Annotated in this window: 22 protein-coding genes; all 22 read left to right on the top strand. The window is 49.6% G+C overall.

All coding sequences use genetic code 11. The annotated features are described in order from the left end of the window. Positions 1 to 21 precede the first annotated feature (21 nt). Complete coding sequence (locus tag MYS68_RS24815) at positions 22 to 1,050, top strand: tripartite tricarboxylate transporter substrate binding protein (RefSeq protein ID WP_248928411.1); 1,029 nt, start codon at positions 22 to 24, stop codon at positions 1,048 to 1,050. Positions 1,051 to 1,088: 38 nt separating this feature from the next. Further along, the gene (locus MYS68_RS24810; RefSeq protein ID WP_248928410.1) at positions 1,089 to 1,538 is read left to right on the top strand and encodes a tripartite tricarboxylate transporter TctB family protein; all 450 of its coding nucleotides are present in this window, start codon (positions 1,089 to 1,091) and stop codon (positions 1,536 to 1,538) included. A gap of 12 nt (positions 1,539 to 1,550) precedes the next feature. Then, a complete protein-coding gene (locus tag MYS68_RS24805) occupies positions 1,551 to 3,059 on the top strand; it encodes a tripartite tricarboxylate transporter permease (protein ID WP_248928409.1) in 1,509 nt (502 codons plus the stop codon). Between the two features lie 30 nt (positions 3,060 to 3,089). Then, positions 3,090 to 4,109, top strand: a complete 1,020-nt coding sequence (locus MYS68_RS24800) for a tripartite tricarboxylate transporter substrate binding protein (RefSeq protein WP_248928408.1) — start codon at positions 3,090 to 3,092, stop codon at positions 4,107 to 4,109. A 48-nt stretch (positions 4,110 to 4,157) separates the two neighbouring features. Continuing rightward, entirely contained in the window at positions 4,158 to 4,748 is a 591-nt protein-coding gene (locus MYS68_RS24795; RefSeq protein WP_248928407.1) for an HDIG domain-containing metalloprotein, read from the top strand. Positions 4,749 to 4,785: 37 nt separating this feature from the next. Further along, positions 4,786 to 5,844: an Ldh family oxidoreductase gene (locus MYS68_RS24790; protein ID WP_248928406.1), complete on the top strand. Its 1,059-nt coding sequence runs from the start codon at positions 4,786 to 4,788 to the stop codon at positions 5,842 to 5,844. A 34-nt stretch (positions 5,845 to 5,878) separates the two neighbouring features. Further along, positions 5,879 to 7,936: a methyl-accepting chemotaxis protein gene (locus MYS68_RS24785; RefSeq protein ID WP_248928405.1), complete on the top strand. Its 2,058-nt coding sequence runs from the start codon at positions 5,879 to 5,881 to the stop codon at positions 7,934 to 7,936. Between the two features lie 35 nt (positions 7,937 to 7,971). Further along, positions 7,972 to 9,042: an amidohydrolase family protein gene (locus MYS68_RS24780; RefSeq protein ID WP_248928404.1), complete on the top strand. Its 1,071-nt coding sequence runs from the start codon at positions 7,972 to 7,974 to the stop codon at positions 9,040 to 9,042. Positions 9,043 to 9,075: 33 nt separating this feature from the next. Further along, positions 9,076 to 10,110 (top strand): tripartite tricarboxylate transporter substrate binding protein, encoded by a 1,035-nt coding sequence (locus tag MYS68_RS24775; RefSeq protein WP_248928403.1) that lies wholly within the window; start codon positions 9,076 to 9,078, stop codon positions 10,108 to 10,110. Between the two features lie 211 nt (positions 10,111 to 10,321). Further along, a complete protein-coding gene (locus tag MYS68_RS24770) occupies positions 10,322 to 11,320 on the top strand; it encodes a LacI family DNA-binding transcriptional regulator (protein WP_248928402.1) in 999 nt (332 codons plus the stop codon). Between the two features lie 349 nt (positions 11,321 to 11,669). Then, positions 11,670 to 12,689, top strand: a complete 1,020-nt coding sequence (gene iolG, locus MYS68_RS24765) for a bifunctional inositol 2-dehydrogenase/D-chiro-inositol 1-dehydrogenase (protein WP_248928401.1) — start codon at positions 11,670 to 11,672, stop codon at positions 12,687 to 12,689. 17 nt (positions 12,690 to 12,706) lie between these two features. Beyond that, entirely contained in the window at positions 12,707 to 13,564 is an 858-nt protein-coding gene (locus tag MYS68_RS24760; protein ID WP_248928400.1) for a sugar phosphate isomerase/epimerase family protein, read from the top strand. A 63-nt stretch (positions 13,565 to 13,627) separates the two neighbouring features. Beyond that, positions 13,628 to 14,620: a sugar ABC transporter substrate-binding protein gene (locus MYS68_RS24755; protein WP_248928399.1), complete on the top strand. Its 993-nt coding sequence runs from the start codon at positions 13,628 to 13,630 to the stop codon at positions 14,618 to 14,620. Between the two features lie 66 nt (positions 14,621 to 14,686). Then, the gene (locus tag MYS68_RS24750) at positions 14,687 to 15,691 is read left to right on the top strand and encodes an ABC transporter permease (RefSeq protein WP_248928398.1); all 1,005 of its coding nucleotides are present in this window, start codon (positions 14,687 to 14,689) and stop codon (positions 15,689 to 15,691) included. 11 nt (positions 15,692 to 15,702) lie between these two features. Beyond that, positions 15,703 to 17,568, top strand: coding sequence for a 3D-(3,5/4)-trihydroxycyclohexane-1,2-dione acylhydrolase (decyclizing) (iolD, locus tag MYS68_RS24745; RefSeq protein WP_248928397.1), 1,866 nt, complete (start codon positions 15,703 to 15,705; stop codon positions 17,566 to 17,568). Positions 17,569 to 17,647: 79 nt separating this feature from the next. Further along, the gene (locus MYS68_RS24740) at positions 17,648 to 18,529 is read left to right on the top strand and encodes a sugar phosphate isomerase/epimerase family protein (RefSeq protein ID WP_248928396.1); all 882 of its coding nucleotides are present in this window, start codon (positions 17,648 to 17,650) and stop codon (positions 18,527 to 18,529) included. Between the two features lie 61 nt (positions 18,530 to 18,590). Next, on the top strand, positions 18,591 to 19,598 hold the full coding sequence (iolC, locus tag MYS68_RS24735; protein WP_248928395.1) for a 5-dehydro-2-deoxygluconokinase: 1,008 nt from the start codon (positions 18,591 to 18,593) through the stop codon (positions 19,596 to 19,598). Positions 19,599 to 19,639: 41 nt separating this feature from the next. Then, positions 19,640 to 21,091: a CoA-acylating methylmalonate-semialdehyde dehydrogenase gene (locus MYS68_RS24730; protein ID WP_248928394.1), complete on the top strand. Its 1,452-nt coding sequence runs from the start codon at positions 19,640 to 19,642 to the stop codon at positions 21,089 to 21,091. A 67-nt stretch (positions 21,092 to 21,158) separates the two neighbouring features. After that, entirely contained in the window at positions 21,159 to 22,649 is a 1,491-nt protein-coding gene (locus tag MYS68_RS24725) for a sugar ABC transporter ATP-binding protein (protein WP_248928393.1), read from the top strand. A 231-nt stretch (positions 22,650 to 22,880) separates the two neighbouring features. Then, the gene (locus MYS68_RS24720; protein WP_248928392.1) at positions 22,881 to 24,215 is read left to right on the top strand and encodes an extracellular solute-binding protein; all 1,335 of its coding nucleotides are present in this window, start codon (positions 22,881 to 22,883) and stop codon (positions 24,213 to 24,215) included. A gap of 16 nt (positions 24,216 to 24,231) precedes the next feature. Then, a complete protein-coding gene (locus MYS68_RS24715) occupies positions 24,232 to 25,122 on the top strand; it encodes a carbohydrate ABC transporter permease (protein WP_248928391.1) in 891 nt (296 codons plus the stop codon). A 21-nt stretch (positions 25,123 to 25,143) separates the two neighbouring features. Next, complete coding sequence (locus tag MYS68_RS24710; RefSeq protein ID WP_248928390.1) at positions 25,144 to 25,962, top strand: carbohydrate ABC transporter permease; 819 nt, start codon at positions 25,144 to 25,146, stop codon at positions 25,960 to 25,962. Positions 25,963 to 26,010: the final 48 nt, after the last annotated feature.

The following is a 26,010-nucleotide window of genomic DNA, read 5'->3' as shown; positions in this document are numbered from 1 at the left end:
AACCCAAAGGGGGATTGTGCCATGAAAAAATGTTTTGCGTTTGCAGCGGTTTGTGTTCTGGCCCTGGGTGCATTGGCCGGATGCACATCACCGGTGGCCAAAAAGAGCAATGAAGCCGCAGCCGGTTCCCAGACCAATACCCAGACGAGCGCACCGAAGACGGATTATCCGAAAAAGCCGATCACATTGATCGTTTCCTTTGCGGCAGGCGGCGGAACTGACCTTGGAGCGCGTCTGCTGACCCCGATTTTAGAGAAAGAACTGGGGGTACCTGTAGTCGTGGAAAATAAACCGGGCGGCGGCGGATGGGTCGGTTACTCCGAGCTGCTTAACGCCAAGCCGGACGGCTATACGCTTGCTTACGTGAACACACCGGGTCTCATAACCGGTTATGTGAATCCGACCGCAAAAAGAAAAGAGAACCTCGACAGCTTTGATTTTATTATCAACCACGTTTTGGATGCAGGCGTTATCGCCGTGCGCGCTTCGGATGACCGCTTTGCAAACGTTAAAGATTTGATCGAATATGCAAAGAAAAATGAGCTTTCCACAAGCAGCAACGGCGTTGGCTCCGGCAACCATTTTGCCTCGTTGCAAATGAACAAGCAGCTGGGAACCAAATTCAGAGCCGTACAATTCAGCGGCACATCGGAAGCATTGACCAGCGTGCTTGGAAGCCACGTAGACGTACTTATTGCAAAGGTCGGAGAAGTGGTTGATCCGATGAAAGAAGGGCAGCTGAAAGTACTCGCCGTCATGATGCCAAACCGCGTTCCGCAGCTGCCGGATGTGCCGACGCTTAAAGAAGCTGTAGGTGTGAACATTGAAAATTATTCGATCAGAGGGATAGCCGGTCCTAAAGGCATGGATCCGCAAATTGTCGCCAAACTCCAGGAGGCGCTGGAAAAAGCGATGAAAAACCCCGAACACGTTAAAAAAATGAGCGATATGGGGCTGAATATTGATACCACAAAAGGCGAAGACTTCAAAAAGATGCTTCAGAAAGAAGAAGCCGGCGTGAATGAACTGAAAAGTTTGCTCGGTTGGTAAGGCAAGATCAATTAATTCACCATGAGGAAGTGCTTATTTTGAAAAATTTAGGCGTTTACATGGCGCTTTTCTTTATTCTCTTCAGCGGAATCATGTTTTGGGAATCGTTGTCGATGGATTATTACAGCGAATACGGCCCGGGACCCGGCCTGCTGCCGCTTTGGGTAAGCGGATTCATTTTCGTATTGTCCATCGTTTATCTTGTCGTTGCGCTCAAAAAAGAAATCATTTTATTCTCGAAGATTTTGCCTAAAGGCGAAGGGCTTGTCAATGTACTGGTATGTGCGGGTTCGTTAATCCTTTTCATGATTATTGTACCTTTTGCCGGATTTTTAATCGGCAGCGCGGTCACCTTATTTATTTTGTTTATGCGCGGTTACAGATGGTATTGGAGTGCGGGGCTCTCCGTATCGATAGCGTTTATTATTTTTTGGGTTTTCGGTGTGATTTTGCAAGTGCCGTTGCCTGTAAACGATTTAGGCTGGTAGGAGGACGGATCAATGGACTCGTTAGGTTACTTACTGCATGGATTCGAGACAGCACTTACATGGCAAAACTTACTGTATTGCCTTCTGGGGGTTTCCTTCGGCATGTTCATCGGCGTCCTTCCCGGCTTGGGGCCTACAGCCGGAACGGCGCTGCTGTTGCCGCTGACCTTTGCACTTGAGCCGGTTTCCGCCATTATTATGCTGGCCGGAATTTACTATGGCTCGATGTATGGAGGGACCATTACATCCGTATTGATCAATACCCCCGGGGAGGCCGCTTCGTTAATTACTTGTCTGGACGGCCATCCGCTGGCCAAGCAGGGGCGCGCGGGAGCGGCTCTCGGTATTGCGGGGATCGGTTCTTTCATCGGCGGCATCGTTTCTATTGTAGGGTTGGTATTAATCGGCCCGTTTCTTGCGAAGCAGGCGCTTAAATTCGGCCCTCCCGAATTTTTTGCATTGGTGATTTTAGGGCTCTCCCTGCTTCTCGGATTAATGGGGAAGTCGCTCTTGAAAGGGATCATTGGAGCGCTTTTCGGATTATCTTTAGCTTTTATCGGCCAGGACCAGAGCTCCGGCATTATACGGTTTGCGTTCGGGCAAACGGAATTGATGAAAGGCATTGATTTTATATCGATTGCGATGGGTATGTTCGGCCTTTCCGAACTGTTTCTGAACGCGGAAGAAAGCTTGAAAGGGAAAGCCTCGGCTCCACCTAAAGTAAAAGGGCTTCTGCCGAATAAGGAGGAGTGGGGACCTTCCATGAAGGCGATCGGCAGAGGAAGCGTGCTGGGGTTCCTTATCGGATTAATCCCGGGCACCAACTCGGTCATTCCCACGATTCTCAGCTATTCCATGGAAAAGAAGCTGTCTAAAGATCCTTCCCGCTTCGGGAAAGGGGCATTGGAGGGAGTCGCCGGCCCGGAGACCGCCAACAACTCCTACTGCGGCGGCGCGTTGATTCCTTTGTTTACGCTGGGGATTCCGAGCTCGCCTACCGTTGCGGTGTTATTGGGAGCTTTTATCATGCACGGCCTTACCCCGGGTCCGACGCTTTTTCAGAAAAATCCCGACTTGGTGTGGGGAATCATCGCCAGCATGTTTATCGGCAATGCCATGCTGCTGATTATGAATCTGCCGCTGGCCAATGTGTGGGCCAGAATTACGATGGTTCCGTTTAAACTGCTGTTTCCGATCATCATTATTATTACGATTGTCGGTACTTACAGCTTGAATAACAGCATGTTCGACGTAGGGGCCATGCTGGTGTTCGGGATTCTGGGTTATTTGTTTAAAAAAGCGGAGATACCGCTGGCTCCGATCATACTGACTTATGTACTCGGCTCTCTCCTGGAGAAAACGTTATTGCAATCGTTAACCATTTTCAAAGGAGATTTCCTCGGTTTCTTCACGCGGCCGATTTCCGGGACGATTTTATCGATCGCCATCCTGTCTATGCTCTTTAGCATAATTACCTCGATCAGAAATAAGCGGGTCATTACCGAAGATGTGGAAATGTAATGTGAATTCATTTAGCAGGGGGTCATTTTTTTGAAAAAAAAGATTTCGATGGCTGTTGCGCTAATCCTTATGTTTGTCTTGGTCATCGGCTGTGCGCAAAAGGAGACAGGCTCTAATTCCAAGCAGCAGACAAACGCAGGCGCAAGCAGCGCCAAGAAAACGGAGTATCCAACAAAGCCGATCACGCTGATTGTTTCTTACGCGGCCGGCGGCGGAACGGATTTGGGGGCGCGTCTGCTGACGCCTTACCTGGAAAAGGAGCTGGGCGTTCCGGTTGTCGTGGAAAATAAACCGGGTGGCGGCGGATGGGTCGGATGGGCCGAGATGTTAGGCGCCAAGCCTGACGGTTATACGCTCGGTTACGTCAATGCACCGGCCGTTTTTGCGGGTTATTTGAATCCTTCCGCCAAAAGAAAAGAGACTATCGATAACTTCGAGCTCATCATGAACCATGTTATCGACCCCGGAGTTATCGCCGTGCGTGCGGACGATAAACGGTTCTCCAATGTGAAAGATTTAATTGAATTCGCCAAAAAAAATGAACTGTCTGCCAACGCAAATGGCGTCGGTACGGAAAATCATATTGCAGCGCTGCAAATGAATAAGGAACTCGGCACCAAATTAAGATCCGTTCAATTTTCGGGTTCAGCGGAATCCATTACAAGCGTCATTGGCGGCCATGTGGATGTGTTGTTTGCCAAGGTGGGAGAAGTTTTGGAGCCGATGAAAGCGGGACAGATTAAGATTTTGGCTGTCATGACGCCGGAGCGGGTACCTCAGCTCCCGGATGTGCCGACGTTAAAGGAGAGCATCGGGTCTAATATCGAATATCATTCGCTTCGGGGGATAGCCGGTCCTAAAGGAATGGATCCGCAAATTGTCGCAAAGCTGCAGGATGCTTTTGAAAAAGCGATGAAAAATCCCGAGCACGAGAAAAAGATGAGCGATATGGGTTTAAAGGTTGATGGCACCAAGGGCGAAGCATTCAAACAGCTGTTAAAGAAGGAAGAAGCTTCCATGGTTGAGGTAAAAGGCTTGCTGGGCTGGTAATACACCTGAGCGTTTCTAGACTTTGAAGAGGAGTTGGAGGTTGGCGCTATGGCTTTTTATACCATTCAGGAAGGTTCAAGCGAGGAAAGGAAGCAGGTCAGCAATTGGCTCTTCGGACTCGAGCGTTTATCCCCCGATAACCGGGAAAAGGTCATTACAGCATGGATCAGTTCATGGAAAAGCAGCAGTCACAGAAGCCTCGAGCATATTCCGGGCTTCTCCTTTTCCTCCTATAAGCTAACGGATCACGTAAATGACGTAGTACATTTCGGAATATCGCTGGCCGAGGAGTCTATCAAAAGGTGGGGGCTGACTTTCGATTGGGAGGAGCTCATTCTGATTTTCATTCTCCACGATATAGATAAGCCGCTGCTGATGGATATGGATGGAGAGAAGATTGTTAAGTCGGAACGGGCAAGTCGACTTCAGCACGGGGTGCTCGGGGCGCTGCTTCTTAACGAACTCGGTTTTTCGGAAAAGGTTATTGGCACGGTAGCTACCCATGCAACGAACAGCCCTTTTCACGGCTCTTCGACGGAAGCTTACATTTTGCATTATGCCGATCTGTTTGCCGCGGATCATGCCGTGATGAAGGAAGGATTAACGCCTTATTACCAAAAACTGACGCTGCCCAAATGAAGCGGTTGAGACTAATCTCGAGAGGAACAGAGAGACAATGGCGGGGAATGACGTTAGGGTTGCAAAAGCGGATCTTGAGCATTTTGTCAGCAAGCTTTTTCAAGGGGCCGGCATGGAGGAAGAGCAATCGTCAACCATTGCCAGGCACCTTGTGCTTGCCAATTTGCGGGGAGTGGATTCCCATGGAGTCGGCAGAGTGGAGATATATACGAGCAGATTGGATCGCGGCATTGACAGCAAGAGCACCAAAGCGAAGATAGAAAAAGAATCGGCCTCAAGCGCGTTAATAGATGGAGGGGCCGGACTCGGCATCATTTTGGCGTCGGAAGGTATAAAGATTGCCGTTCGGAAGGCGCAGGAAACCGGACTGGCGGCAGTGGGCATTAAAAACTCCGGCCACTGCGGCATGCTGGCGGATTACACGTTATATGCGGCGCGGCATAATTGCCTGGCTATTGCTGCTACAAACGCTCCTGCGAATATGGCCCCTTGGGGCGGGAAAAAAGCCTTCTTCGGCACGAATCCTTTCTCTTACGGCGTTCCTGCCGGAAAGGAAAAAGATATTGTTTTCGACATGGCTACCAGTGTGGTGGCGCGCGGGAAAATAACGCTGGCCCGCAAAAACAATCAACCAATCCCGCTCGGTTGGGCCATATCCAAGGACGGAAAGCCGACTACGGATCCCGGCGAAGCTTTGGACGGCGGGTTGGTGCTTCCTGTCGGGGGGCCGAAGGGATATGGCCTTGCTTTTTTGGTCGATGTGTTATCGGGGCTTCTTACCGGGGCGGCATTTGGACCTTATATCGGCAGCTTGTACAAGGATTTGGACCGAAATCAAAATGTGGGCCAATTCTTTTTTGTCATGCGCGCCGATTTGTTCGAGCCTTTGGCGGATTTTAAAAACCGCATCGATCAAATGATTCGGGAAATCCGCCAAATTCCGCTCGCGGACGGGTTCGACCGAATTTATTTGCCGGGGGAAATCGAATATGAGAATGCTTTGGAAAGGGAACAGAACGGTATTCCGCTAACCTCCAAAATGATATGCGAACTTGAAGCGGTGGGGAAACGGTACGGGATTCCCAGTCCTTTTTGAACGATACGCTAAATGATCCGTGCGGGAGGGGCAAATGTTCAGCAAAATCAAACGAGCGGGCGATTTACTTAAAAAAAATCCCGTTAAGTCCGTGGGCATGAAATTGTTTTTGATTATTTTCGTCAGCATCGTTGTATTGGTTGCCGTTATGGGCGGGGCAAGCTATTCCATTTCAAAAAATGTTTTACAAAACAAGGTGGCGGATGCGTCGCTGCAAACCATCGTTCAAACCGGCAAAAAACTCGATATTTTATTTAATTCATATGAAAATTTAGTAAATCAGGCAATGGCTGATACCAATTTGAAAATACTGCTTTTCAAATTTAATTCGTCAGCCGAAGGCTCTTTCGAACGCAAAGAAATCCAAAAACAGCTAGTTTTGCAATTATCCAACTTTTCTTCAAATAATGCCATGTACGCTATAAGTTTGATTGACAAAAATGGAAAATCAGTGGCAACTACAGGACAGCAGCCGAAAAATGAAGTCGCGGTAGAAGATTGGTTTAAGAAAATCTCATCTGTTAAGGACGGTAAGCCGGTCTGGCTGGAAACACGAAACAACGGCTTTTTCGGTTCGCAAGGCCTGAAGTCGTTTGCGCTTGGGCAGTTGATTCCAGAAAGTGCCGGCGGCTCAAATGACGTTATCCTGCTTTTCGAATTTAAATTCAGCGTACTGCAAGCCGAGATGGATGACGTCAAGATGAGTGAAACCGGATTCACCCATATTTTAAATAGCGATCATAAAATTATATATGACAAGGATGAAACTTTTTTAGAGGCGGTTGCTGAATCCGACGTTACATTAGGCATGAATCAATATTCCGGCGTGTCCGCAGACCAGGATGGCCGAAGCCAACTTACTGTATACTACAAATCCGCAAAAACAGGTTGGTATGTGCTCGGTACCGTGCCCATGGAGGAGTTACTGGCAGAGACCAACAAAATATTTAATGTTACCATCATCATTACCATTATTGCCGTATTGCTCGCTTGCGGTCTCGGTTATTTGGTGGTAAGGGTTATTGCCCGTCCATTGGTCGATCTTCGAAATCTGATCAAGGAAGGTGAAAGCGGCAAGCTATCGGTTCGCTGCGGGGCAAAGAGTCGGGACGAGATTGGGCAGCTTGCTCAAAGCTTTAACCAAATGATGGAACAAATCGGCATATTGGTGCAGCACATCAACAATACGGCGACAGAGGTGCTGACAACCTCCGGAGAGCTGTCTGCCGCATCGAAGAAAACGGCCTTTTCCGCGAAAGAGATTGCCACGGCTACCGAGGAAATTGCTGTCGGGGCTTCCGGGTTAGCAGCCGAAGCGGAGAAGGGGAACGAAATTGCTCAGTCGATCGGCGGTCAGATGGAAAATGTAATGACGGTGACGCAGGAAATGGAACAATCGGCATCTCAAGTCCAGGAAGCGAGCAGGCGAGGTACCGTTTATATGACGGAACTGATTAAGAAGACCAATTCGACTGCAGAAATGACCCGGGCCATGACTGAAAAAGTTACCAAATTAAATGACAGCACTCAATCTATCCGTCAAATACTGGATCTGTTAAACAATTTGGTGAATCAAACGAACATTTTATCGCTGAACGCGGCGATTGAAGCCGCAAGAGCCGGAGCGGCGGGGAAAAGTTTCATGGTCGTAGCCGATGAAATCCGCAAGCTTGCGGATCAATCGAAGCAATCGATTGACATAGTCGGACAAATTACCGAGTCCATAACAAATGAAATCGATGAAACGGTGTCTGTGCTATCCAACGCTTACCCCGTTTTCCAAGAGCAATTTTCTTCGGTTAATGAAGCGGACCAGCTTTTTAAACATGTACAGGATCAGATGAACGGATTTATTGAGAAGCTTTGGGAAGTATCCGAATCTGTCCGTCATCTGGATTCTTCACAAAACATGCTCGGTGAAGCGATGAGTACTGTAAGCGCTGTCGCGCAGCAATCGTCGGCAACTTCGCAGGAAGTAGCATCGCTGAGCAATGAGCAGATGAGCATTAGCGAAGGGCTGATTCAATTATCCGAGAGATTGGAGCAGTTGTCCCACGCTTTGAGTAAGTCTTTAGCCAAATTTCAAGTGTAAATTTATTTATTCAAAGATTAACGAGGTGGAAATAAATGGGTATACTGCGATTTGAGGGTGGATGGATTTGGGATAAGAACGATTTTGTGTTAAACGAAGTGTTTGATATTTCCGTGTCCAATCAGAAAGAAGACCGGACGATACGTCTTCCCGAAACAAGCTTGCTCGTACCCGGGCTGCTTGATTTTCATTGTCATGTTTGGGCACCCGGCGCTCCTGTAGGGATTACGGACACGGAATATTTATCCACGGGTGTGATCGCCTGCGGAGATGCCGGGACGTTCGGATATGACGGGTGGGTAAACGCAGACCGTTTTTGGCAAAACAGCTTGCTCGACATTCGTTCCTGGCTGTCCGTATTACCCGAAGGGATTACCATTCATCCTAATCCCCATCCGACTCCGCCGGACAACATTTCCGTGGAGCGTATTGTCGAAACGGGGGAATTGGCGGAAGGCCGGCTATTAGGAATGAAAGTACGATTGGGACAAGTCGACGAGGCGACGGATCGCGGGTTGCTGCGGGTCGCCCGAACCGCTGCGGAAAAGCTTAACCTGCCTATGATGGTGCACCTTACCGAAACCTTTTTGCCTATCGAAGAGGTGGTTGAGAACTTAAGGCCCGGAGATGTTCTGTCTCATCCGTTTCACGGGAAACGGGGGCATATTCTTGACTCCCGCGGGAGAGTTTCAGCGGCTTTTATAGATGCGGTCGAACAGGGGTTAAAGTTAGACATAGCTCAGGGCAGCAAACATTTTGCATGGAACGTATTCCGGCAGGCGCTTTCCGAGGGAATCAAACCGGATACGATCAGTTCGGACCTGGTGAGAAATACTTGGAAAAAGCCGGCCGTATCGGATATGTGCAACGTAGTATCAAGATTCATAAGCGCAGGCCTTGCGAAAGAAGAAGTATTTGCGTCCATGCTGTTGACCGGTGCCGATTTTATGAACTTACCCATAAATAATACCGATAATCTGGTTGTTTTGGAACCAGGCGTCGAAACAGATTATCCCGATTCCGAAGGAGAAACGGTAACAGGCCCGTTATACTCGCCCAAATTTCATATTTTTAAAGGCAAGTTAATCTATGCCTCCTCATTTTAAGAGCCGGGAAAAAATATATGAGAGGTGACTGGTATGAAAAAATGGATATCTCTTTCTATTGTTGCTGTTCTTGCTCTTTCTTTAGGCGCTTGCGGCGGGGGTAATAAACAAACGGCTGCAGGTGCGAAGGATGTGTCGCCGAATGCATCGTCCAAGGAGTCTTCCGGCAAGGAGAAATATCCCAATAAGCCTATAAGTGTGATTGTCTCCTTTGCCGCGGGAGGCGGAATGGATGTCGGAGCACGCGTTTTAACGCCATATTTGGAGAAAGAGCTGGGCGTCCCCGTCGTTGTTGTCAATAAGCCCGGCGCAGGCGGATGGATAGGATGGAACGAACTGGTAACGGCCAAGCCGGACGGATATACGATAGGATACCTCGGTACGCCGAACCTGATGACGGGTTATTTGGACCCGAAGCAGAAGAGGAAAGAGAACCTGGACAGCTTTACGATGATTGCCAAACACGTTACGGACCCGGGCACCATTTCCATCCGTAAAGACGAGACCCGATTTAAAAATATTAAAGAACTGGTCGACTACGCCAAAACACACGAGGTTACCGTTACGACAACGGGAGTCGGAAGCGACGATCACATAGCGGCCCTGAAACTGAATAAAAAATTCGGTACCAAATTCAAAGCGGTTCATACGAATGGATCGGCGGAAGAAGTTACGATGGCTTTGGGCGGACATGTCGATGTATTATTTGCCAACGTGGTCGATGTGATTAACTTGCAAAAAGAAAACCAGCTTAACGTGTTAGCTGTTATGTCCGAAGAAAGATCGTCATTGATGCCAAACGTGCCTACGTTGAAAGAAAGCGGATTTACAGGCGTTACTTCAAGCGCGGAGCGCGGTTTTGCAGCACCCAAAGGGCTCGACTCCGAAAAGCTGGCTGTTCTTCAAGCGGCGTTTGAAAAAGCGATTAACGATAAGGAGCAAGTCAAGAAGCAGGCCGAATCCGGGCTTCAAGTCGACTATCGGAATAACGATGATTATAAAAAACAACTAAAGGAAATTGAGGCCGGTCTGTTAGAGATCCGCGATTTGCTTGGTTGGCAGGAGTAATTGCCGTTTCCTGACGGCATAATGAAACAGGAGATCGAACAAACCGCAATGGAAAGAGGTCGTTAGCCGGCATCCGGATGTAACTATCATTGTTGACTATGGCGATAAGTCTGCCGAACAAAAACAATAGGGTAATCGGTTTACCCATCCCCAAGACTATGATATAAAGTAATCATAGTCTTTTTTTCGAGGCAACGGAAAGGGATGGAATATGAAACCGACCATATACGATATTGCTAAGGCAGCGGGCGTGTCGACCGCCACCGTTTCCAAAGTAATCAATAACACGGGCAAGATCAGCGAGAAAACGAGAAAAAAAATATTGGAACTGATGGACGAATTGAATTACCAGCCGAGCGTGCTCGCTTCAGCGATGAAAGGAAAGTTCACTTATCAGGTGGCTCTGTTGATTCCCGATATGGATAACCCGATTTATTCGCAGTACTTGAAGCATATTGAAGCCCGGGGCCAGGAGCTCGGGTTCAGCATCGTCATGTGCAACACCGATTACAATCCGGAAAAGGAAGAGAGGCACATTGCCTTGCTGCGGCAAAAAAGAGTTGACGGCTTTATCGTCGCCTCGAAATTTGAAAACGAGGAGCTGCTGCAAAAATTGCTCTGGGACAACGTCCCCGTCGTTTTGTTCGCGCATGAAAGGCCTGAAATCGTAACGGACAGCGTTACCGTGGACGATTTTTTGGGCGGATTTATCGCAACGGAGCATTTGATTTCCCAGGGGCACCAAAGAATAGGTGTTGTCGCAATGGATTCCATCAGCTGTCAGGACCGCATCCGCGGGTATAAATCGGCGCTGCAAAAGGCAGGAATAACTGCGGATGAAGAACTGATCGTATTCGGAGGGCCTAAACTGGCCGATGCGGAGCAAACCGCAACATCTTTGTTGGATCTAAAGAAACGGCCTACGGCTGTATTCGGATGCAACGACGTGATGGCCATCGGTGTCATGCAGGCTGCCAAGAAAAGGCACATTTCCATTCCGGGCGAACTGTCCGTGATCGGTTTCGACAACACCGAATTGTGTTCGATCGTGACTCCGGAGCTTTCCTCGGTGGCGATGCCCGTTCACGAACTAGGCCGAAAAGCGATCGAAGTGCTCGTAAACAAAATCGAAAAATCGGACGACGTAAAGCAGCGTATTCGTATGCTCCCTGAACTTGTGCTTCGCGAATCCGTTTCGAAGTTAAAGTAATTCGGGAAACTATCCAAAATGTTCTTTTTCCCTAATAAATTATACTTGTCAAGAATGATGAGATCGTTTAGAATGAAATCAAGAAAAGAGGGTAATCGATTACCTGTTCTTTGGCCGATATATCTTCCTTCGTTTATGGTTGTGCTGCAAGGCAATCATTTATTACGAAAGATAAAATCGGATTTTTTTTATAGGAAAAGGTAATCGATTACCCTAAGTGATTACTATTTAACTTTAAAGGAGGAAAATGCCTTGAATGACTTGAATGCGGTTTCACAGTCGGGTTGATTTTTTTGTAAAAGGAAATGATTGCGCATACATGAAGAGGATAAGGAGAGGACCTTCTAAAATGACTTTAAGATTGGGAGTAATCGGAACAGGGGCCATCGGGCGGGAGCATATTCACCGAATTACGAATACGTTGTCGGGGGCCGAAATCGTTGCGGTGACGGACATTCATGCGGAGCAAGCGCATGCCGTTGTAGAGCAAGAGAAGATTCATGCAAAGGTTTATCCCGATGCGCATAAACTTATCGGCTCCTCCGAGGTGGATGCCGTGATCGTCACTTCCTGGGGGCCTACCCATGAGGAATATGTGCTCGCCTGCATTGCCGCCGGCAAACCGGTGTTTTGCGAGAAACCGCTTGCAACAACAGCCGAAGGATGTATGAGGATTGTCGAAGCGGAGCTTGCTTACGGCAAGCCGCTCGTTCAGGTCGGATTTATGCGGCGTTACGATCAAGGGTATCGCGCGTTGAAAAAAGTCATCGATACGGGCAGGATCGGCGAGCCTTTAATGGTGCACTGCGCGCACCGGAATCCGTCGGTTCCAAGCTCGTATACGGGCGATATGGCTATCGTGGATACTTTTATACATGAAATCGACGTATTGCGTTGGCTGCTGGACGACGATTACGTTTCCGTTCAGGTTGTCTCGCCCAGAAAGACGAAGTACGCCCACGAGCACCTGCAGGATCCTCTTATCGTACTGCTGGAAACGGCCAAAGGAATTAGAATCGATGGAGAAATATTCGTCAATTGTCAATACGGATACGACATTCAATGCCAGATTGTAGGCGAATCGGGCACCGCCAATTTGCCGGAGCCTTCCAGTGTGTTACTGCGCAGCGAAGCCAAGCTTTCGACGGAGATTTTGGTCGATTGGAAGCAGCGTTTTATCGAATCTTACGATATTGAGCTTCAGGACTGGATCAACTCGACTTTAAAAGGCGAAGTGAACGGGCCGTCGACTTGGGACGGCTATGCGGCGGCCGTGACGGCGGATGCTTGCCTGCAAGCGAAAAATACGGGGCAAATCGTACCGGTCTCCATGCCAAAACGTCCTGCTTTTTATACTAAGAACAATTGAAACAGGAGGAATGACAAATGAAAATCGCATTGGATCCATACATGTACCGGCATTTGCCGATTCCCAAAATGGTGGATAAGGTTGCCGAACTGGGATACGAATACATCGAGCTGTCGCCGAGAGAAGATTTTTTTCCTTTTTACAAATATCCCCGGGTCGATAAGGCAAGAATGAAAGAATTTAAAAATGCGCTGCGCGATGCAGGAGTTAAGCTGTCGTCTTTATTGCCTATGCAGCATTGGGCCGGCCCTGACGAAGCGGACAGGGAAGCGGCCGTGAGAAACTGGAAACGCTGCATCGAGGTGGCTGTTGAAATGGACGTTGACGTATTAAACACCGAGTTTACAGGGCATAGAGACAAACCGTATATTTGCGAGCAAATGTTTATGCGGTCCATGGAAGAGCTGCTTCCCATTATTGAAAAAACGGGTATTCGTCTTCATATTCAGGCCCATCCGTTTGATTTCATCGAACGTAACAACGAAGCGGTGGATCTTATTCGCGGTTTGGACAAAGACTTCATCGGTTATTTTTACGCGGTGCCGCACACCTTCTTCTATGATGACGGCAAAGGCGATATTTGCGCCATGCTGGATTACGCGGGCGATAAGCTGAAGCATATCAATTTTGCGGATACTTACAACCATAGAGGTTCTTCGCGTCTTCGGTACGTGGTCAATCCGCCGGGAATTAATGCGACTGTGCACCAGCATCTGGATATCGGCAAAGGCGATATTAACTGGGACGTTTTATTCGCGAAATTGCGCGAGATCAAATTTGACGGAATAGCTACGGTTGCCGTATTCGGGGAGGAACATAGAGCCGACGACTCGAGCAGGTTTATGCTGGAAAGGTTAAAGAAGGAATTGCTTTGATTCGGCGGCCGGAATTGCAATCGGTTTCAATGCTTTGAAAAATATTTTTAAGGGGGATTACCTATGAAAAAAAGTAGCGTATTGTTAACGATCGGACTGCTGCTTACAGCAATGATCTTTTCCGGCTGCGCGGGCGGCGGCGCTTTGTCGGATGCGGCGGGCTCAGGCGGAGCCGGGGGAGAAGCTGCCGCAAAAGGCAAAAAAATTGTCATCGGTGCAGCTCTTCCGGATTTCAGCGATAAGTGGCTCAGCTATTTGCAGGATGGGATGAAAAACTACCAGAAAACACAGCCGGATGTCGATGTGATCTATGTCGATGCGCAAAACGATGCCAACAAGCAGCTCTCCCAGATTGAAAACTTCATTTCGCAAAAAGTGAACGCTATCATGATCGTGCCGGTCGATACCGTTTCCGCCGTGGACATGGTCGATCGCGCCAATCAAGCGAAAGTGCCGATCGTCGTCGTCAATCGCGAGTACCCCGGGGTGGATAAAGCGACCTCGTATGTCGGCTCCAACTCGCTGACGTCGGGAACGCTTCAAATGGAAGAAGTGGCAAAAATTCTCGGAGGCAAAGGCAACATTGCCATTATGAACGGGCAAATGGGGCACGATGCGCAAATCAAGCGAACGGAAGGCAATAAAAAAGTGATTTCCAAATATCCCGACATGAAGATCGTTTTGGAGGGAACGGCCTCTTTCGACCGGGCCAAAGGGATGGCCTTGATGGAAAACTGGCTTAATTCGGGTCAAAAAATCGATGCGGTCGTCGCCAATAACGATGAAATGGCGATCGGGGCCATCATGGCTGCGGAGGCGGCAGGAAAAGCGCAAGATATTTTGTTTGCCGGTATTGACGGTTCCCAGGATGCGTTTGAATTCATGAAGGCAGGCAAGCTCAAAGTGACCGTTTTTCAAAATGCGGACGGTCAAGGCAAAGGCGGCCTGGAAACGGCGATAAAAGCGGCAAGAGGCGAAAAGGTGGACAAATACGTGGATATCCCCTATGAGCTCGTCACGAAGGATAACATGGAGAAGTATATGAGAAAGCAGTAGATTTGCCGACGGTCCTAAGTCGCGCTAAATCGCATACGTGGGCAATCGAAATGGAGGATGACCTAAATGAACGATTTTCTGGTCGCTAAAGATCAGGAGTCGAACCCGAGTTCGGGCTCCAAAAGAAAACCTTTTCAGGCCAAAGAGCTTTTAAATCGTTACGGCATGCTGCTTATATTAATTGCGCTTGTAATACTGATGTCGAGCCTGGCTCCTACGTTTTTCACTTCGGGAAATTTGCTTAATATTATCAGGCAAATGTCCGTAGTGGGTATCGTCGCCATTGGCGTGACCATGATTATTATTGCGACAGGGATCGATTTGTCCTCCGGCTCCGTCATTGCGCTTGTGTCGGTTGTGGTGGCAAGCATGTCGCATCCGGGCGGCTATCCGCTCGCATTGGCGATACTGGTCGGTCTTGGACTCGGGGCGCTGACCGGCTTCATCAACGGTTTCATTATTGCGAAGGGCAAGATTGCGCCTTTTATCGTTACTTTGGGGATGATGACCGCTGCCAGAGGGGCCGCATTGCTGTTCACGGACGGCAGGCCGATCGGCAATTTGTCCGCCGCTTTTAAGTTTATCGGTCAAGGCAACGTGCTGGGTATCCCTGTGCCGATTCTCATTTTTCTGTTGGTGGCAGTCGTATCGTATATCCTCCTGAACAAAACGAAATTCGGCAAATACGTTTATGCGATCGGGGGGAATGAACAGGCGGCTCTCATCGCCGGGGTCAACGTAACCAAGTACAAAATCATTTTGTACAGCTACGCCGGGTTATTATCCGGTATCGCCGGAATTATGCTGACGTCCCGCATCGCTTCCGGCCAGCCTACGTCGGGATTGATGTACGAGATGGACGCGATCACGGCGGCGGTTATCGGCGGAGCAAGCTTGACCAGCGGCGGGATCGGCACGATCGGCGGAACCGTCATCGGCGCACTGATCATCGGCGTCATGAACAATGGCCTCGACCTGCTCAACGTATCTTCCTATTGGCAGCAAATTTTGAAAGGAGTGATCATCACGGTTGCCGTATTAATCGATTCGCGAAAGAACAGGAAGAAATAGGAGGATTTGCAATGGAAACGGTTCGTTTAACGATGGCCCAGGCTCTGGTTCGATTTTTGGACGCCCAATATGTGGAACTCGACGGCCGGCAGCATAAATTCGTGAAGGGCATCATGGGCATCTTCGGCCACGGGAACGTGACGGGGATCGGCGAAGCTCTCGAACATGATCAGGGCGGGCTGGAATTCATTCAGGGCAAAAACGAACAGGGCATGGCTCTTGCGGCAGCGGCCTATGCCAAACAAAAAAACAGGCTGGAAATATACGCCTGTACTTCCTCCATCGGCCCCGGCGCGCTCAACATGGTCACCGCCGCAGGGACGGCTACGGTGAACCGGATACCGCTTTTGCTGCTGCCCGGCGACATCTTCGCTTGCCGTCAGCCCGATCCCGTATTGCAGCAAATCGAAGATCCGGCCGATTATACGATATCTGCGAATGACGCATTTAAGCCGGTGAGCAAGTATTGGGACCGCATTTTAAGGCCGGAGCAGCTGATGACGGCGGCGCTTCAGGCGATGAGGGTATTGACCGATCCGGCGGAAACCGGTGCGGTGACGTTGGCGCTTCCCCAGGATGTACAGAGCGAAGCTTACGATTATCCAGCGGCTTTCTTCGATAAAAGGGTTCATTTGATCGAAAGGCGCACTCCTTCGGAAGCGGCGCTGAACCGCGCCGCAGAGCTGATTCGCATAAAAAAACGTCCGCTCCTTATTGCCGGCGGAGGTGTGCATTATTCGCAGGCAACACAGGAATTGATTCGCTTCGCCGAAAAATTTCACATCCCTGTAACCGAAACGCAGGCAGGAAAAAGCGCGCTTTCGTGGAAGCACCCGCTAAACGCCGGTTCCATCGGAACGACCGGCAGCCTGGCGGCTAACCGACTTGCGCAAGAGGCGGATCTGATCATTGCGGTAGGAACCAGGCTGGGCGACTTCCCTACGGCGTCGAAGTCCGCATTCGGGCACCCCGGAGCCGATATTCTCAGTATAAATATCAGCGCTTTCGACGCGTTAAAACTGAATGCCACCTCGCTCGTGGCCGATGCAAGGGTGGCGCTGAAGGCACTCTCCGAAGAGCTGGGCGGTTCATCCTATCGAAGCGGCTATTCACCGGATGAAATCGGCAGGCTGAAGGCGGAGTGGACGCGGGAAGTGGAGCGGCTTTATGCGGTTAAGCGGGAGGATGGCCTGGCGCAAACACGCGTGCTGGGAGTCATCAACGATTTCCTCGGTCCCGAAGATGTCATCGTCTGCGCATCGGGCAGTTTGCCCGGGGATTTGCACCGTCTCTGGCGCTGCGAAGAACCGAAAACGTATCACTTGGAGTACGGTTTTTCCTGCATGGGCTACGAGGTGACCGGAGCCTTCGGGGTGAAGCTGGCCGAACCGGATCGCGAGGTATACTCGCTGGTCGGAGACGGAAGTTACCTGATGCTTCATTCGGAGCTTGTGACGAGCATTCAGGAGGGCGTCAAAATAACGATTTTGCTGCTGGATAATAACGGGTATCAATGCATTCACAACCTTCAACGCGAGCACGGCAGCGACGGGTTCGGCAATGAATTCCGCTACCGCTCCGCCAAAACGAAACGATTGACCGGCGATTATATGCCGATGGATTTTGCGATGCATGCGCGGAGCATGGGGGCCAACGGATATACCGTGACTACGCTGGAGCAGCTTCGTGAGGCTTTGGCCAAAGCCAAGGAGGAAACGGTGTCGACGCTCATTCACATCAAAGTGCTTCCGGGTACCAACACCGCCGCCTATGAGTCGTGGTGGAGGGTCGGCGTTGCCGAAGTTTCGGAGAACCCCAAGGTTCAGGCTGCGTACGAACGGATGAAAACGAACATAGAGAAAGCCGGAGTGCTGTAAATACCATGATGAATGAATGAATGACGAATCGTAAGCTTGCCCGGCATTAATTTAAAAAAATCATTCGGAGGGATCGGACATGAAAATAAATATTGGTACGGCCCCGGACTCCTGGGGTATTTGGTTCGCGGAAAATGAAAAGCAAACTCCGTGGGAGAGGTGCATGAGAGAAATGGCCGAAGCCGGCTATGCCGGTATCGAGCTCGGCCCTTGGGGGTATCTTCCAAAAGAATACGATGCTCTGAAAGCGGAGCTGGACAAATATAAACTGGAGCTGGTGGCGACGACGCTTGTCGGAGACCTGATGTCCGACTCCAGGACGGATGAACTGATCTCGCTGCTCGATGAGATGGCGCAAGTTCAAATCCGTTTTGAGAGCGCCAAGTATGTCGTGCTGATCGACGATTGCTACACGGACCTGTTTACCGGGCAATTGCTTCGTCCTGCGGTGCTGAACGACGAGCAGTGGGGAGGGTTTATCCGGAACATCCTGAAAATCAGGGATCATGCCGAAAACAAATACGGCCTGAAGCTGGTATTCCATCCTCATGCGCAAAGCCATATCGAAACGGAAGAGCAGATCGAGAGGCTGCTGGCCGACACGGATGTCGATCTGTGCCTCGATACCGGGCACCATGCTTACGCAGACGGAGACCCTGTCGCATTCATGAGAAAGCATCACGCGCGCATTCCGTATCTTCACTTGAAGAGCTGCGATTTGCAGGTAAGAGAGAGAATGAAGCGGGAAGGCTGGCCGTTCGGCAAGGCGGTCGCCGAGGATATTATGTGCGAGCCCGAGCTCGGTGTCGTCGACATGAAGGGCTTCCTGGAAGTGCTGAAGGAAATCAATTACGAAGGCTGGGCTATCGTCGAGCAGGATATGTATCCGGCTCCATTCGACAAGCCGTTTCCCATCGCCAAAAGAACGAGAGAATATTTGAGAGCTATCGGCATGGGGTGAGGACAATCTTGCGCGAGGCCGTTAATAGCGGGCGCCATCATAAATCCGAGGAGGACTGGCCATGAATCCGATTCAATTTCCGACAGGCCGGGAGCTCGATTTTATCGGGCTCGGCCGGCTATGCATCGACCTGAACTCCGATCAGCTGTATGTGCCGATGGAGGAGACAGTATCCTTTACCAAATACGTTGGGGGCTCCCCCGCCAATATTACGATTGCGCTTGCCAGGCTCGGGGCGAAGACCGGATTTATCGGCAAAGTGGCCGACGATCAGCACGGCCGGTTCATTACGGATTATCTCCGGAGACAGAACATCGATACCTGTGGCGTCGTTGTCGATAAGACCGGCTCGGTTACCGGACTCGCTTTTACGGAGATTAAATCGCCATCGGACTGCAGCATATTGATGTATCGCGATAATGTCGCCGATTTGAAGCTGGAGGTTGGGGAGGTTCAAGAGGATTTTATCCGAAGTGCCAAAGCGATTCTGATCTCGGGCACTGCCCTCGCCTCAAGTCCGTCGCGCGAAGCGGTGTTCCAGGCGATCGAGTATGCGCGAAAGCACGGCGTTGTCATTATTTTTGACGTGGACTACCGGAAATGGACATGGAAGTCCAAAGAAGAAACGGCGATTTATTGCAATCTGGTTGCCGAGAAAAGCGACATTATCATGGCCGGCCGCGAGGAGTTCGATGTAATGGAGACGACAACCGGACCGCAGCAAAAGGACGACCGCGTTACGGCGGAGCGCTGGCTCCATCACAATGCCAAAATCGTCGTCGTCAAGCACGGCGGACGGGGGTCCGTCGCATTTACCAAAGACGGACACATCTATGAAGGCGGTATTTTTCCGGCCAAGCAAGTGGTCAAAACGTTCGGGGCCGGCGATTCTTTTGCCGGAGCGTTTATATACGGCTTGCTGCAAGGGTGGCCTATCGAGAAATGCCAGGAATTCGGAAGCGCATCGGCTTCGATCGTCGTTTCGAGCCACAGCTGCTCCGATGCGATGCCTACGGCCCGGCAAATTGCGGCATTGATTGAAGAGCATAAGACGGGTACGGGTTTTTGAGCGATTCATGTCTCACAATACGTGGAACGGGGGATAGCAGCATGTCGGGACAAACAATTATTAAAAATTTTATCGGCGGACAGTGGGTGGACGCATCTTCGGGCAAACACGATATCGTGACGAACCCGGCAACCGGCGAAGCGATTGCCAGCGTACCGCTTTCTTCCAAGGAAGACGTGAACCGTGCCGTTGCCGCTGCGAAAGAAGCGTTTAAGGAATGGAGCAGGGTGCCGGTTCCGCGCCGTGCGCGCATCATGTTCAAATATCAGCAGCTGCTTGTTGAACATTGGGAGGAGCTTGCCCGCCTGGTAACGCTGGAAAACGGAAAAAATTATTCGGAAGCGTACGGCGAGGTGCAGCGGGGAATCGAATGCGTCGAATTTGCGGCCGGTGCTCCCACGCTCATGATGGGCAGCGTGCTGCCCGATATCGCCACGGGGCTCGAATCGAACATGTACCGCTATCCGATCGGGGTTGTAGGCGGCATCACGCCGTTCAATTTCCCGATGATGGTGCCGTGCTGGATGTTTCCGCTCGCGATCGCCTGCGGCAATACGTTCGTGCTCAAGCCGTCGGAGCGGACGCCGATACTCGCTTGCCGCCTGGCCGAACTGCTGCAGGAAGCCGGACTGCCGGACGGCGTATTCAACATCGTTCACGGCGCCCATGATGTCGTGAACGGTCTTCTGGAGCACCGGGACATCAGCGCGATCTCCTTTGTCGGTTCGCAGCCGGTGGCCGAATACGTTTATAAAACGGCCGCCGCCTTCGGCAAACGGGTTCAAGCTCTCGGAGGAGCGAAAAACCATTCCATCGTGCTGCCGGATGCGGATATGGATTTGGCCGTCAAGGAAATGGTCAACGCCGCCTTCGGCTCCGCCGGCGAGCGCTGCATGGCATGCTCCGTCGTCGTAGCCGTCGGCGATACCGCAGACACGCTGGTGGAGCGGCTTGTTGCGGCAGCGAAGCAGCTGACGGTTGGCAACGGCATGGAGAAGGGCAACTTCCTCGGGCCGGTCATTCGCCAGTCGCATAAGGAGCGAACGTTCGGATATATCCAAAAAGGGCAGGAGGAAGGCGCCGTCCTTTTGCTGGACGGTCGCGAGGCTGAGGCGGCAAGCGCGTCAGGTTATTTCGTCGGTCCGACGATCTTCGACAAAGCGAAGCCCGGTATGACGATATGGAACGATGAAATTTTCGCTCCGGTGCTGCAGGTCGTTCGCGCACAGAGCTTGAGCGAGGCGATCGACATCGCCAACCGGTCCGAATTCGCCAATGGAGCGTGCCTGTACACGACAAGCCTGAAGGCCGTTCGCGAATTCCGGGAAAACATCGATGCCGGGATGCTTGGGATTAACGTCGGCGTGCCGGCTCCGATGGCGTTTTTCCCGTTTTCCGGCTACAAAAAGTCGTTCTACGGCGATTTGCACGCCAACGGCAAAGACGGCGTCGAATTTTATACCCGCAAAAAGATGGTTGTTGCCCGGTATTGATTAACAGGCGGCTGTTCGGAAGCTCGGATAAAGCTTGGAATATAACATGATGCATGGAGTGATCGGGATGAGTTCGGAGTACATTTTGGAAATGGATGGAATCACCAAGGAATTTCCGGGTGTCAAAGCTCTCGACAACATTCAATTGAAGGTGCGCAAAGGGACGGTCCATGCTTTAATGGGGGAAAATGGCGCCGGCAAATCGACATTGATGAAAATCATTTTCGGCATTTATACGCCCGATCAAGGCACGATTAGGTTTAAAGGCGAGGAAATCAAACTTGCCGGCTCCAAGGACGCCTTGGCGAGAGGGATCTCCATGATTCACCAGGAGCTGAGCCCCGTGCCCCAAATGACGGTGGCGGAAAATATTTTTCTGGGACGTGAAGCAACGTTCGGTTTCGGCTGGATCAATAAAAAGAAAATGATCGAGGATACGAGAAAGCTGTTCGAAACGTTACACATCGATTTGGACCCCAATACAAAGATGGCAAATCTCAGCATTGCGAATACGCAGATGGTGGAAATCGCTGCGGCCATCTCCTACGATGCGGATTTGATCATCATGGACGAACCGACCTCGGCCATTACGGACAAAGAAGTCGAGCAATTGTTCCGCATGATCGGATCCCTGAAAGCGAAAGGGGTCTCGATCATCTATATCTCGCATATGATGGACGAGATTTTCCGGATTTGCGACGATATTACCGTATTCAGGGACGGACAATACGTAGGTACGAAAGCGGCGGGCGAGCTGGATCAGGAATCGCTGATTCAGATGATGGTAGGCCGGGAAATCAAGATGGTGTTCCATAAGGACGAAGCGGAAATCGGCGACGTGGTGTTGTCCGTACGAAATTTGACCCGAAACGGTAAGTTCAAGGACATCAGCTTTGATGTGAGGAAGGGGGAGATTCTGGGAATCGCAGGGTTGATGGGGGCCGGCAGAACGGAAGTGATCGAGAGCATATTCGGCATCCATCCTCCCGACTCAGGGGAAATTTGGGTTGACGGCCGCAAGGTCCATATCACTTCTCCTCGCGACGCGATAAAGCACAAAATCGGCTTGCTGACGGAGGACCGAAAAATTACGGGGGCTCTTCTTCCCTTGTCGATCAGGGATAATATGATCGTTTCCAGCATCGACAGCTATTTGAATAAAGCAAAGTTAATCAATCGAAAATTGGTCGACGATATGTGCGCGTTATTTGTGGAGCGGTTAAACATCAAGACGCCGAGCCTCGACCAGCAGATCGTAAATCTGAGCGGAGGCAATCAGCAAAAGGTTTTGCTGGCCAGATGGCTGTTAAACAATCCGGATATTCTTATTTTGGATGAGCCCACAAGGGGAATCGATGTCGGCGCCAAATCGGAAATCCATAAGCTGATGTCCCGATTGGCCCAAACGGGCAAAGCGATCGTCATGATCTCCTCCGAGCTTCCCGAAATTTTGGGAATGAGCGACAGGGTCATCGTTATGCACGAAGGCGCGAAAAAGGGCGAATTAGCCCGCGAAGAAGCCAATCAGCAAAAAATAATGGAACTGGCCTACAGCTGATGCCGGAAAAGAAGACAGACCATAAGGAACATTGGAACGCCAATGTTTCTTATGGTCTTTTTTTGAACGAATTCCGTGTCGTTTCAAAGAAAATTGCGTACAATTTTATAACTTTTAGGTTGAGTTATTTTAAGAATTCACATAGTCCGTTTGTTATAATGGGTTTATTAAAAATAAGAAAACGCTTTCTATTAGAATGATTAAGCGGTTACATTTTGGGGAGGGGAAAAAATGAAAAGAAAATGGGTGGCTGCGGCTTTTGGTTTGGTGTTGGCAACAAACATGATAGGCTGTTCAAATCTCGATTCGCCTGCAAATAATGCTAATAAATCTACGGATCCCGGAATACAAACGGAAGGCGACATGTATAAAGATAAAACGCTGGTCATTTCCGCGCAGGCCTGGATTATCGATAAGTGGCCTTTAAAGGAAGCCGCGCAAAAATTCATGGACGCTCATCCGGGCGTAAAGGTTGAAATTAAGCCGGCTCCGGACAAGGGCGAGGCGGATCCGTACCTGCTTCAATGGTCCCAGGGAAAAACGAGTTTTGACTTGGCGCTCGGCGGATCGCCGGCAGACCTTTCCCCTTATGTAGCCAAAGGTTTTTTAACGGAATTCGATGAAGCTTTCTTCTCCAAGATCGGTAAAGACAAGTTTGTCAAATCGCTGCTGGATCAAGGGAAATTCGGAGGAAAGCAGTATGCCGTGCCTCTGCTCGGTGAAGCGATCAGCTTAAACGTTAACGTGGATCACATGAAAGAAGCCGGATTGGTTGACTCGAACGGAAAACCGAAAGCTCCCAAAGATTGGAACGAGCTTTATGATTTTGCCAAAAAGCTGACGAAGACGGATAACGGGAAAACAGTCCGTTATGGCTTGGCGGTTGATTTGGCGGCGAATTTTATTAATTTGAATTATTATTCGGGCCTCGTCGGAACCAATAACGGAAAGTTTTTATCGGATGACGGAAAAACAATTGATTTTACAAGCGGCAAAGCCAAGGATCTGTTAATGTTTTGGCAAAAGTTAATTAAAGACGGCTATGGACCATCCGACGGATTAATCGATGCCAATGCGGGGCGCAACGCCTTGAAGGCGGGAACCGTCAGTATGCTATGGACGGCAAGCTCGAGAACTCAGGAAACGGAAGCCGTGCTGGGCAAGGGGAAGGTCGTCAATCTTCCGCTTCCGGGGACGGATACGAGCGGAAGTATAATATTTACGCATGGCATGTACATTCCTAAACTTTCGAAAAATACCGAACTGGCCAAACAATTCATCCAGGAGCAGCTGCTTAACGTTTACGGACAGCAATGGTCGGCGGAGAAATTCGGCAAGCTGCCGGTCATCAGCGAATATTACGATGCCTTGGACCCAGGAATAAAGAGCTTGCTCGCCGTTATGAACAATTCCAAAAGCGAGCCTTTGTATCAAGAGCAGGGCAAAATTACGGAGCTGATTCATCGGGAAGTATCCAAGATGCTCACGTCCGGTCAATCGGTCGATGAAACGGCCGCTAAATTGTCAACAGGTTTTAAAGCGCTCAACGTTCATATGATCCAATAAAAGGAGAATAGTCGATATGATTTCGAGTTTGCGTACGAAGGTTCTCTTTCTTGGAGTATTTATTGCGCCGTCCATGCTGCTGCTTAGTTTATTAATGCTGTATCCGCTGCTGAATTCGATTTATTTAAGCTTAACGGAATTTAACTTTGTATATTCAGAAAAACCTGTGTTTATCGGACTCGGCAACTATATTAAACTTCTTTCCGATCCCGAATTTTGGAATGCGGCAAAAAATACGCTCATTTTCGCCACGTTCTTTTTTATCTTGTTAATCTCTTTCTCCCTGCTCGTAGCACTCCTCGTGACATCCGATCTGCGCGGCATGAAACTGCTCAGAACCGTTGTGTTCCTGCCGATCATTGTCGCACTTTCATTAACGGGAGTCATCTTTCAATGGATTTTAAATTTTAAGTTTGGAATTGTAAATCATGTGTTGGATTTGCTGCACCTTCCGTATTTGATTAAAAATTGGCTCGGGGATCCCGATGTGGCGTTATTTTCTATCATATTGGTCAGTGTTTGGAGATACTCGGGAATTGTTATGATCCTGTTTATCGCAGGTTTGCAAGCTATCCCCGGGGACTTGTACGAAGCGGCAAAAATTGACGGCGCCGGTTGGTGGCATCGATTTATTTACGTGACCATCCCCAATTTGAAGGAAACCTTTATCGTCACCGGGGTTTGGGGGATTATGAACAGCATTAAAGTATTCGAGCAGCCGTTTGTCATGGCTTATGGCGGGCCCGCCGGGGCCACGACCACCTTGTATTTTTATTCGTGGCGATCTTCGTTTGAATTTTATGAAATGGGTTACGGCTCGGCTATAGCTTACGTGGTGGCGCTTCTCGTGCTTATTGCGAGCGGTCTAAATATATTCGTGCTTAACAGGGACAAAAACCTCACATGATACAAGGAAGGATAACCGATTATGTCGCGTTTCATACTTTATGTCATATCCGGCTTGATAGGCTTACTGTTTATAGCCCCTTTTATATGGATTTTACTCACTTCTTTAAAAAGCGATCAGGATATCTACGGTGCCGTTCGAATCCTTCCGCAGGAATGGACCTTGGTTCAATATATCCATATTTTTCAAGGATCCGTAAATTTGGGCATGTACTTTATGAACAGTATCAGTATAACGGCAGTCAGTGTAGCTGCCGTCGTTTTATTAAGCAGTATGAGCGGATACGGGTTTGCGCGTTTCAAATTTAAAGGGGATGTTTTGTTTATCGGGTTTTTATTGTTAATTATGGCGGTTCCATGGGCCGTGTATCTGGTTCCGATTTATATCATGGAAAGCAAATCAGGGCTTATCAATACCAAGCTCGGACTTATTTTGCCTTATATTACGTTAAATTTGCCGCTGGCTATATTGATCATGAGAGGCAATTATAGAGGAGTTTCCAAAGAGATCGAAGAAGCGGCATTAATGGACGGATGTACGGTTTTTCAAACATGGTACCGCATCATGCTGCCGATTGTTAAGCCCGGTCTGGCTACCGTATTTATTTTTAGCGCAATACAGATTTGGGAAGAATTCATGTTCGCCCGGACGTTGGTCTCCGATAATATCAATTGGACCTTGCCAGTGGGGATAACCATGCTTCGAAGCGAGGCTCAATCCTGGGCTTTCGGCACTTTAAGCGCCGCAATCATACTCTCGTTAATTCCTCTTCTCACCGTATTTATTTTGGCTCAGCAATATTTTATCCGGGGAATAACCGACGGTGCAATAAAAGGCTGATGAAATGAACTTATGCAGGCATTCGCTCCGTGGAGCGGATGTTATTTT

Origin of the sequence: Paenibacillus hamazuiensis, assembly GCF_023276405.1 — a bacterium.
Lineage (GTDB): Bacteria > Bacillota > Bacilli > Paenibacillales > NBRC-103111 > Paenibacillus_AF > Paenibacillus_AF hamazuiensis.
Note: the sequence above shows the minus strand (reverse complement) of the source record. Positions and strands in the feature narration are given on the sequence as shown.

Excerpts from the sequence above, each read along its gene's own strand:
- MYS68_RS24760 (WP_248928400.1), top strand. The coding sequence starts at position 12,707 with ATGAAAATCGCATTGGATCCATACATGTACCGGCATTTGCCGATTCCC.
- MYS68_RS24720 (WP_248928392.1), top strand. The coding sequence starts at position 22,881 with ATGAAAAGAAAATGGGTGGCTGCGGCTTTTGGTTTGGTGTTGGCAACA.
- MYS68_RS24815 (WP_248928411.1), top strand. The coding sequence starts at position 22 with ATGAAAAAATGTTTTGCGTTTGCAGCGGTTTGTGTTCTGGCCCTGGGT.
- MYS68_RS24780 (WP_248928404.1), top strand. The coding sequence starts at position 7,972 with ATGGGTATACTGCGATTTGAGGGTGGATGGATTTGGGATAAGAACGAT.
- iolG (WP_248928401.1), top strand. The coding sequence starts at position 11,670 with ATGACTTTAAGATTGGGAGTAATCGGAACAGGGGCCATCGGGCGGGAG.
- MYS68_RS24790 (WP_248928406.1), top strand. The coding sequence starts at position 4,786 with ATGGCGGGGAATGACGTTAGGGTTGCAAAAGCGGATCTTGAGCATTTT.
- MYS68_RS24805 (WP_248928409.1), top strand. The coding sequence starts at position 1,551 with ATGGACTCGTTAGGTTACTTACTGCATGGATTCGAGACAGCACTTACA.
- MYS68_RS24785 (WP_248928405.1), top strand. The coding sequence starts at position 5,879 with ATGTTCAGCAAAATCAAACGAGCGGGCGATTTACTTAAAAAAAATCCC.
- iolC (WP_248928395.1), top strand. The coding sequence starts at position 18,591 with ATGAATCCGATTCAATTTCCGACAGGCCGGGAGCTCGATTTTATCGGG.
- MYS68_RS24750 (WP_248928398.1), top strand. The coding sequence starts at position 14,687 with ATGAACGATTTTCTGGTCGCTAAAGATCAGGAGTCGAACCCGAGTTCG.
- iolD (WP_248928397.1), top strand. The coding sequence starts at position 15,703 with ATGGAAACGGTTCGTTTAACGATGGCCCAGGCTCTGGTTCGATTTTTG.
- MYS68_RS24775 (WP_248928403.1), top strand. The coding sequence starts at position 9,076 with ATGAAAAAATGGATATCTCTTTCTATTGTTGCTGTTCTTGCTCTTTCT.
- MYS68_RS24710 (WP_248928390.1), top strand. The coding sequence starts at position 25,144 with ATGTCGCGTTTCATACTTTATGTCATATCCGGCTTGATAGGCTTACTG.
- MYS68_RS24730 (WP_248928394.1), top strand. The coding sequence starts at position 19,640 with ATGTCGGGACAAACAATTATTAAAAATTTTATCGGCGGACAGTGGGTG.
- MYS68_RS24740 (WP_248928396.1), top strand. The coding sequence starts at position 17,648 with ATGAAAATAAATATTGGTACGGCCCCGGACTCCTGGGGTATTTGGTTC.
- MYS68_RS24755 (WP_248928399.1), top strand. The coding sequence starts at position 13,628 with ATGAAAAAAAGTAGCGTATTGTTAACGATCGGACTGCTGCTTACAGCA.
- MYS68_RS24795 (WP_248928407.1), top strand. The coding sequence starts at position 4,158 with ATGGCTTTTTATACCATTCAGGAAGGTTCAAGCGAGGAAAGGAAGCAG.
- MYS68_RS24770 (WP_248928402.1), top strand. The coding sequence starts at position 10,322 with ATGAAACCGACCATATACGATATTGCTAAGGCAGCGGGCGTGTCGACC.
- MYS68_RS24715 (WP_248928391.1), top strand. The coding sequence starts at position 24,232 with ATGATTTCGAGTTTGCGTACGAAGGTTCTCTTTCTTGGAGTATTTATT.
- MYS68_RS24725 (WP_248928393.1), top strand. The coding sequence starts at position 21,159 with ATGAGTTCGGAGTACATTTTGGAAATGGATGGAATCACCAAGGAATTT.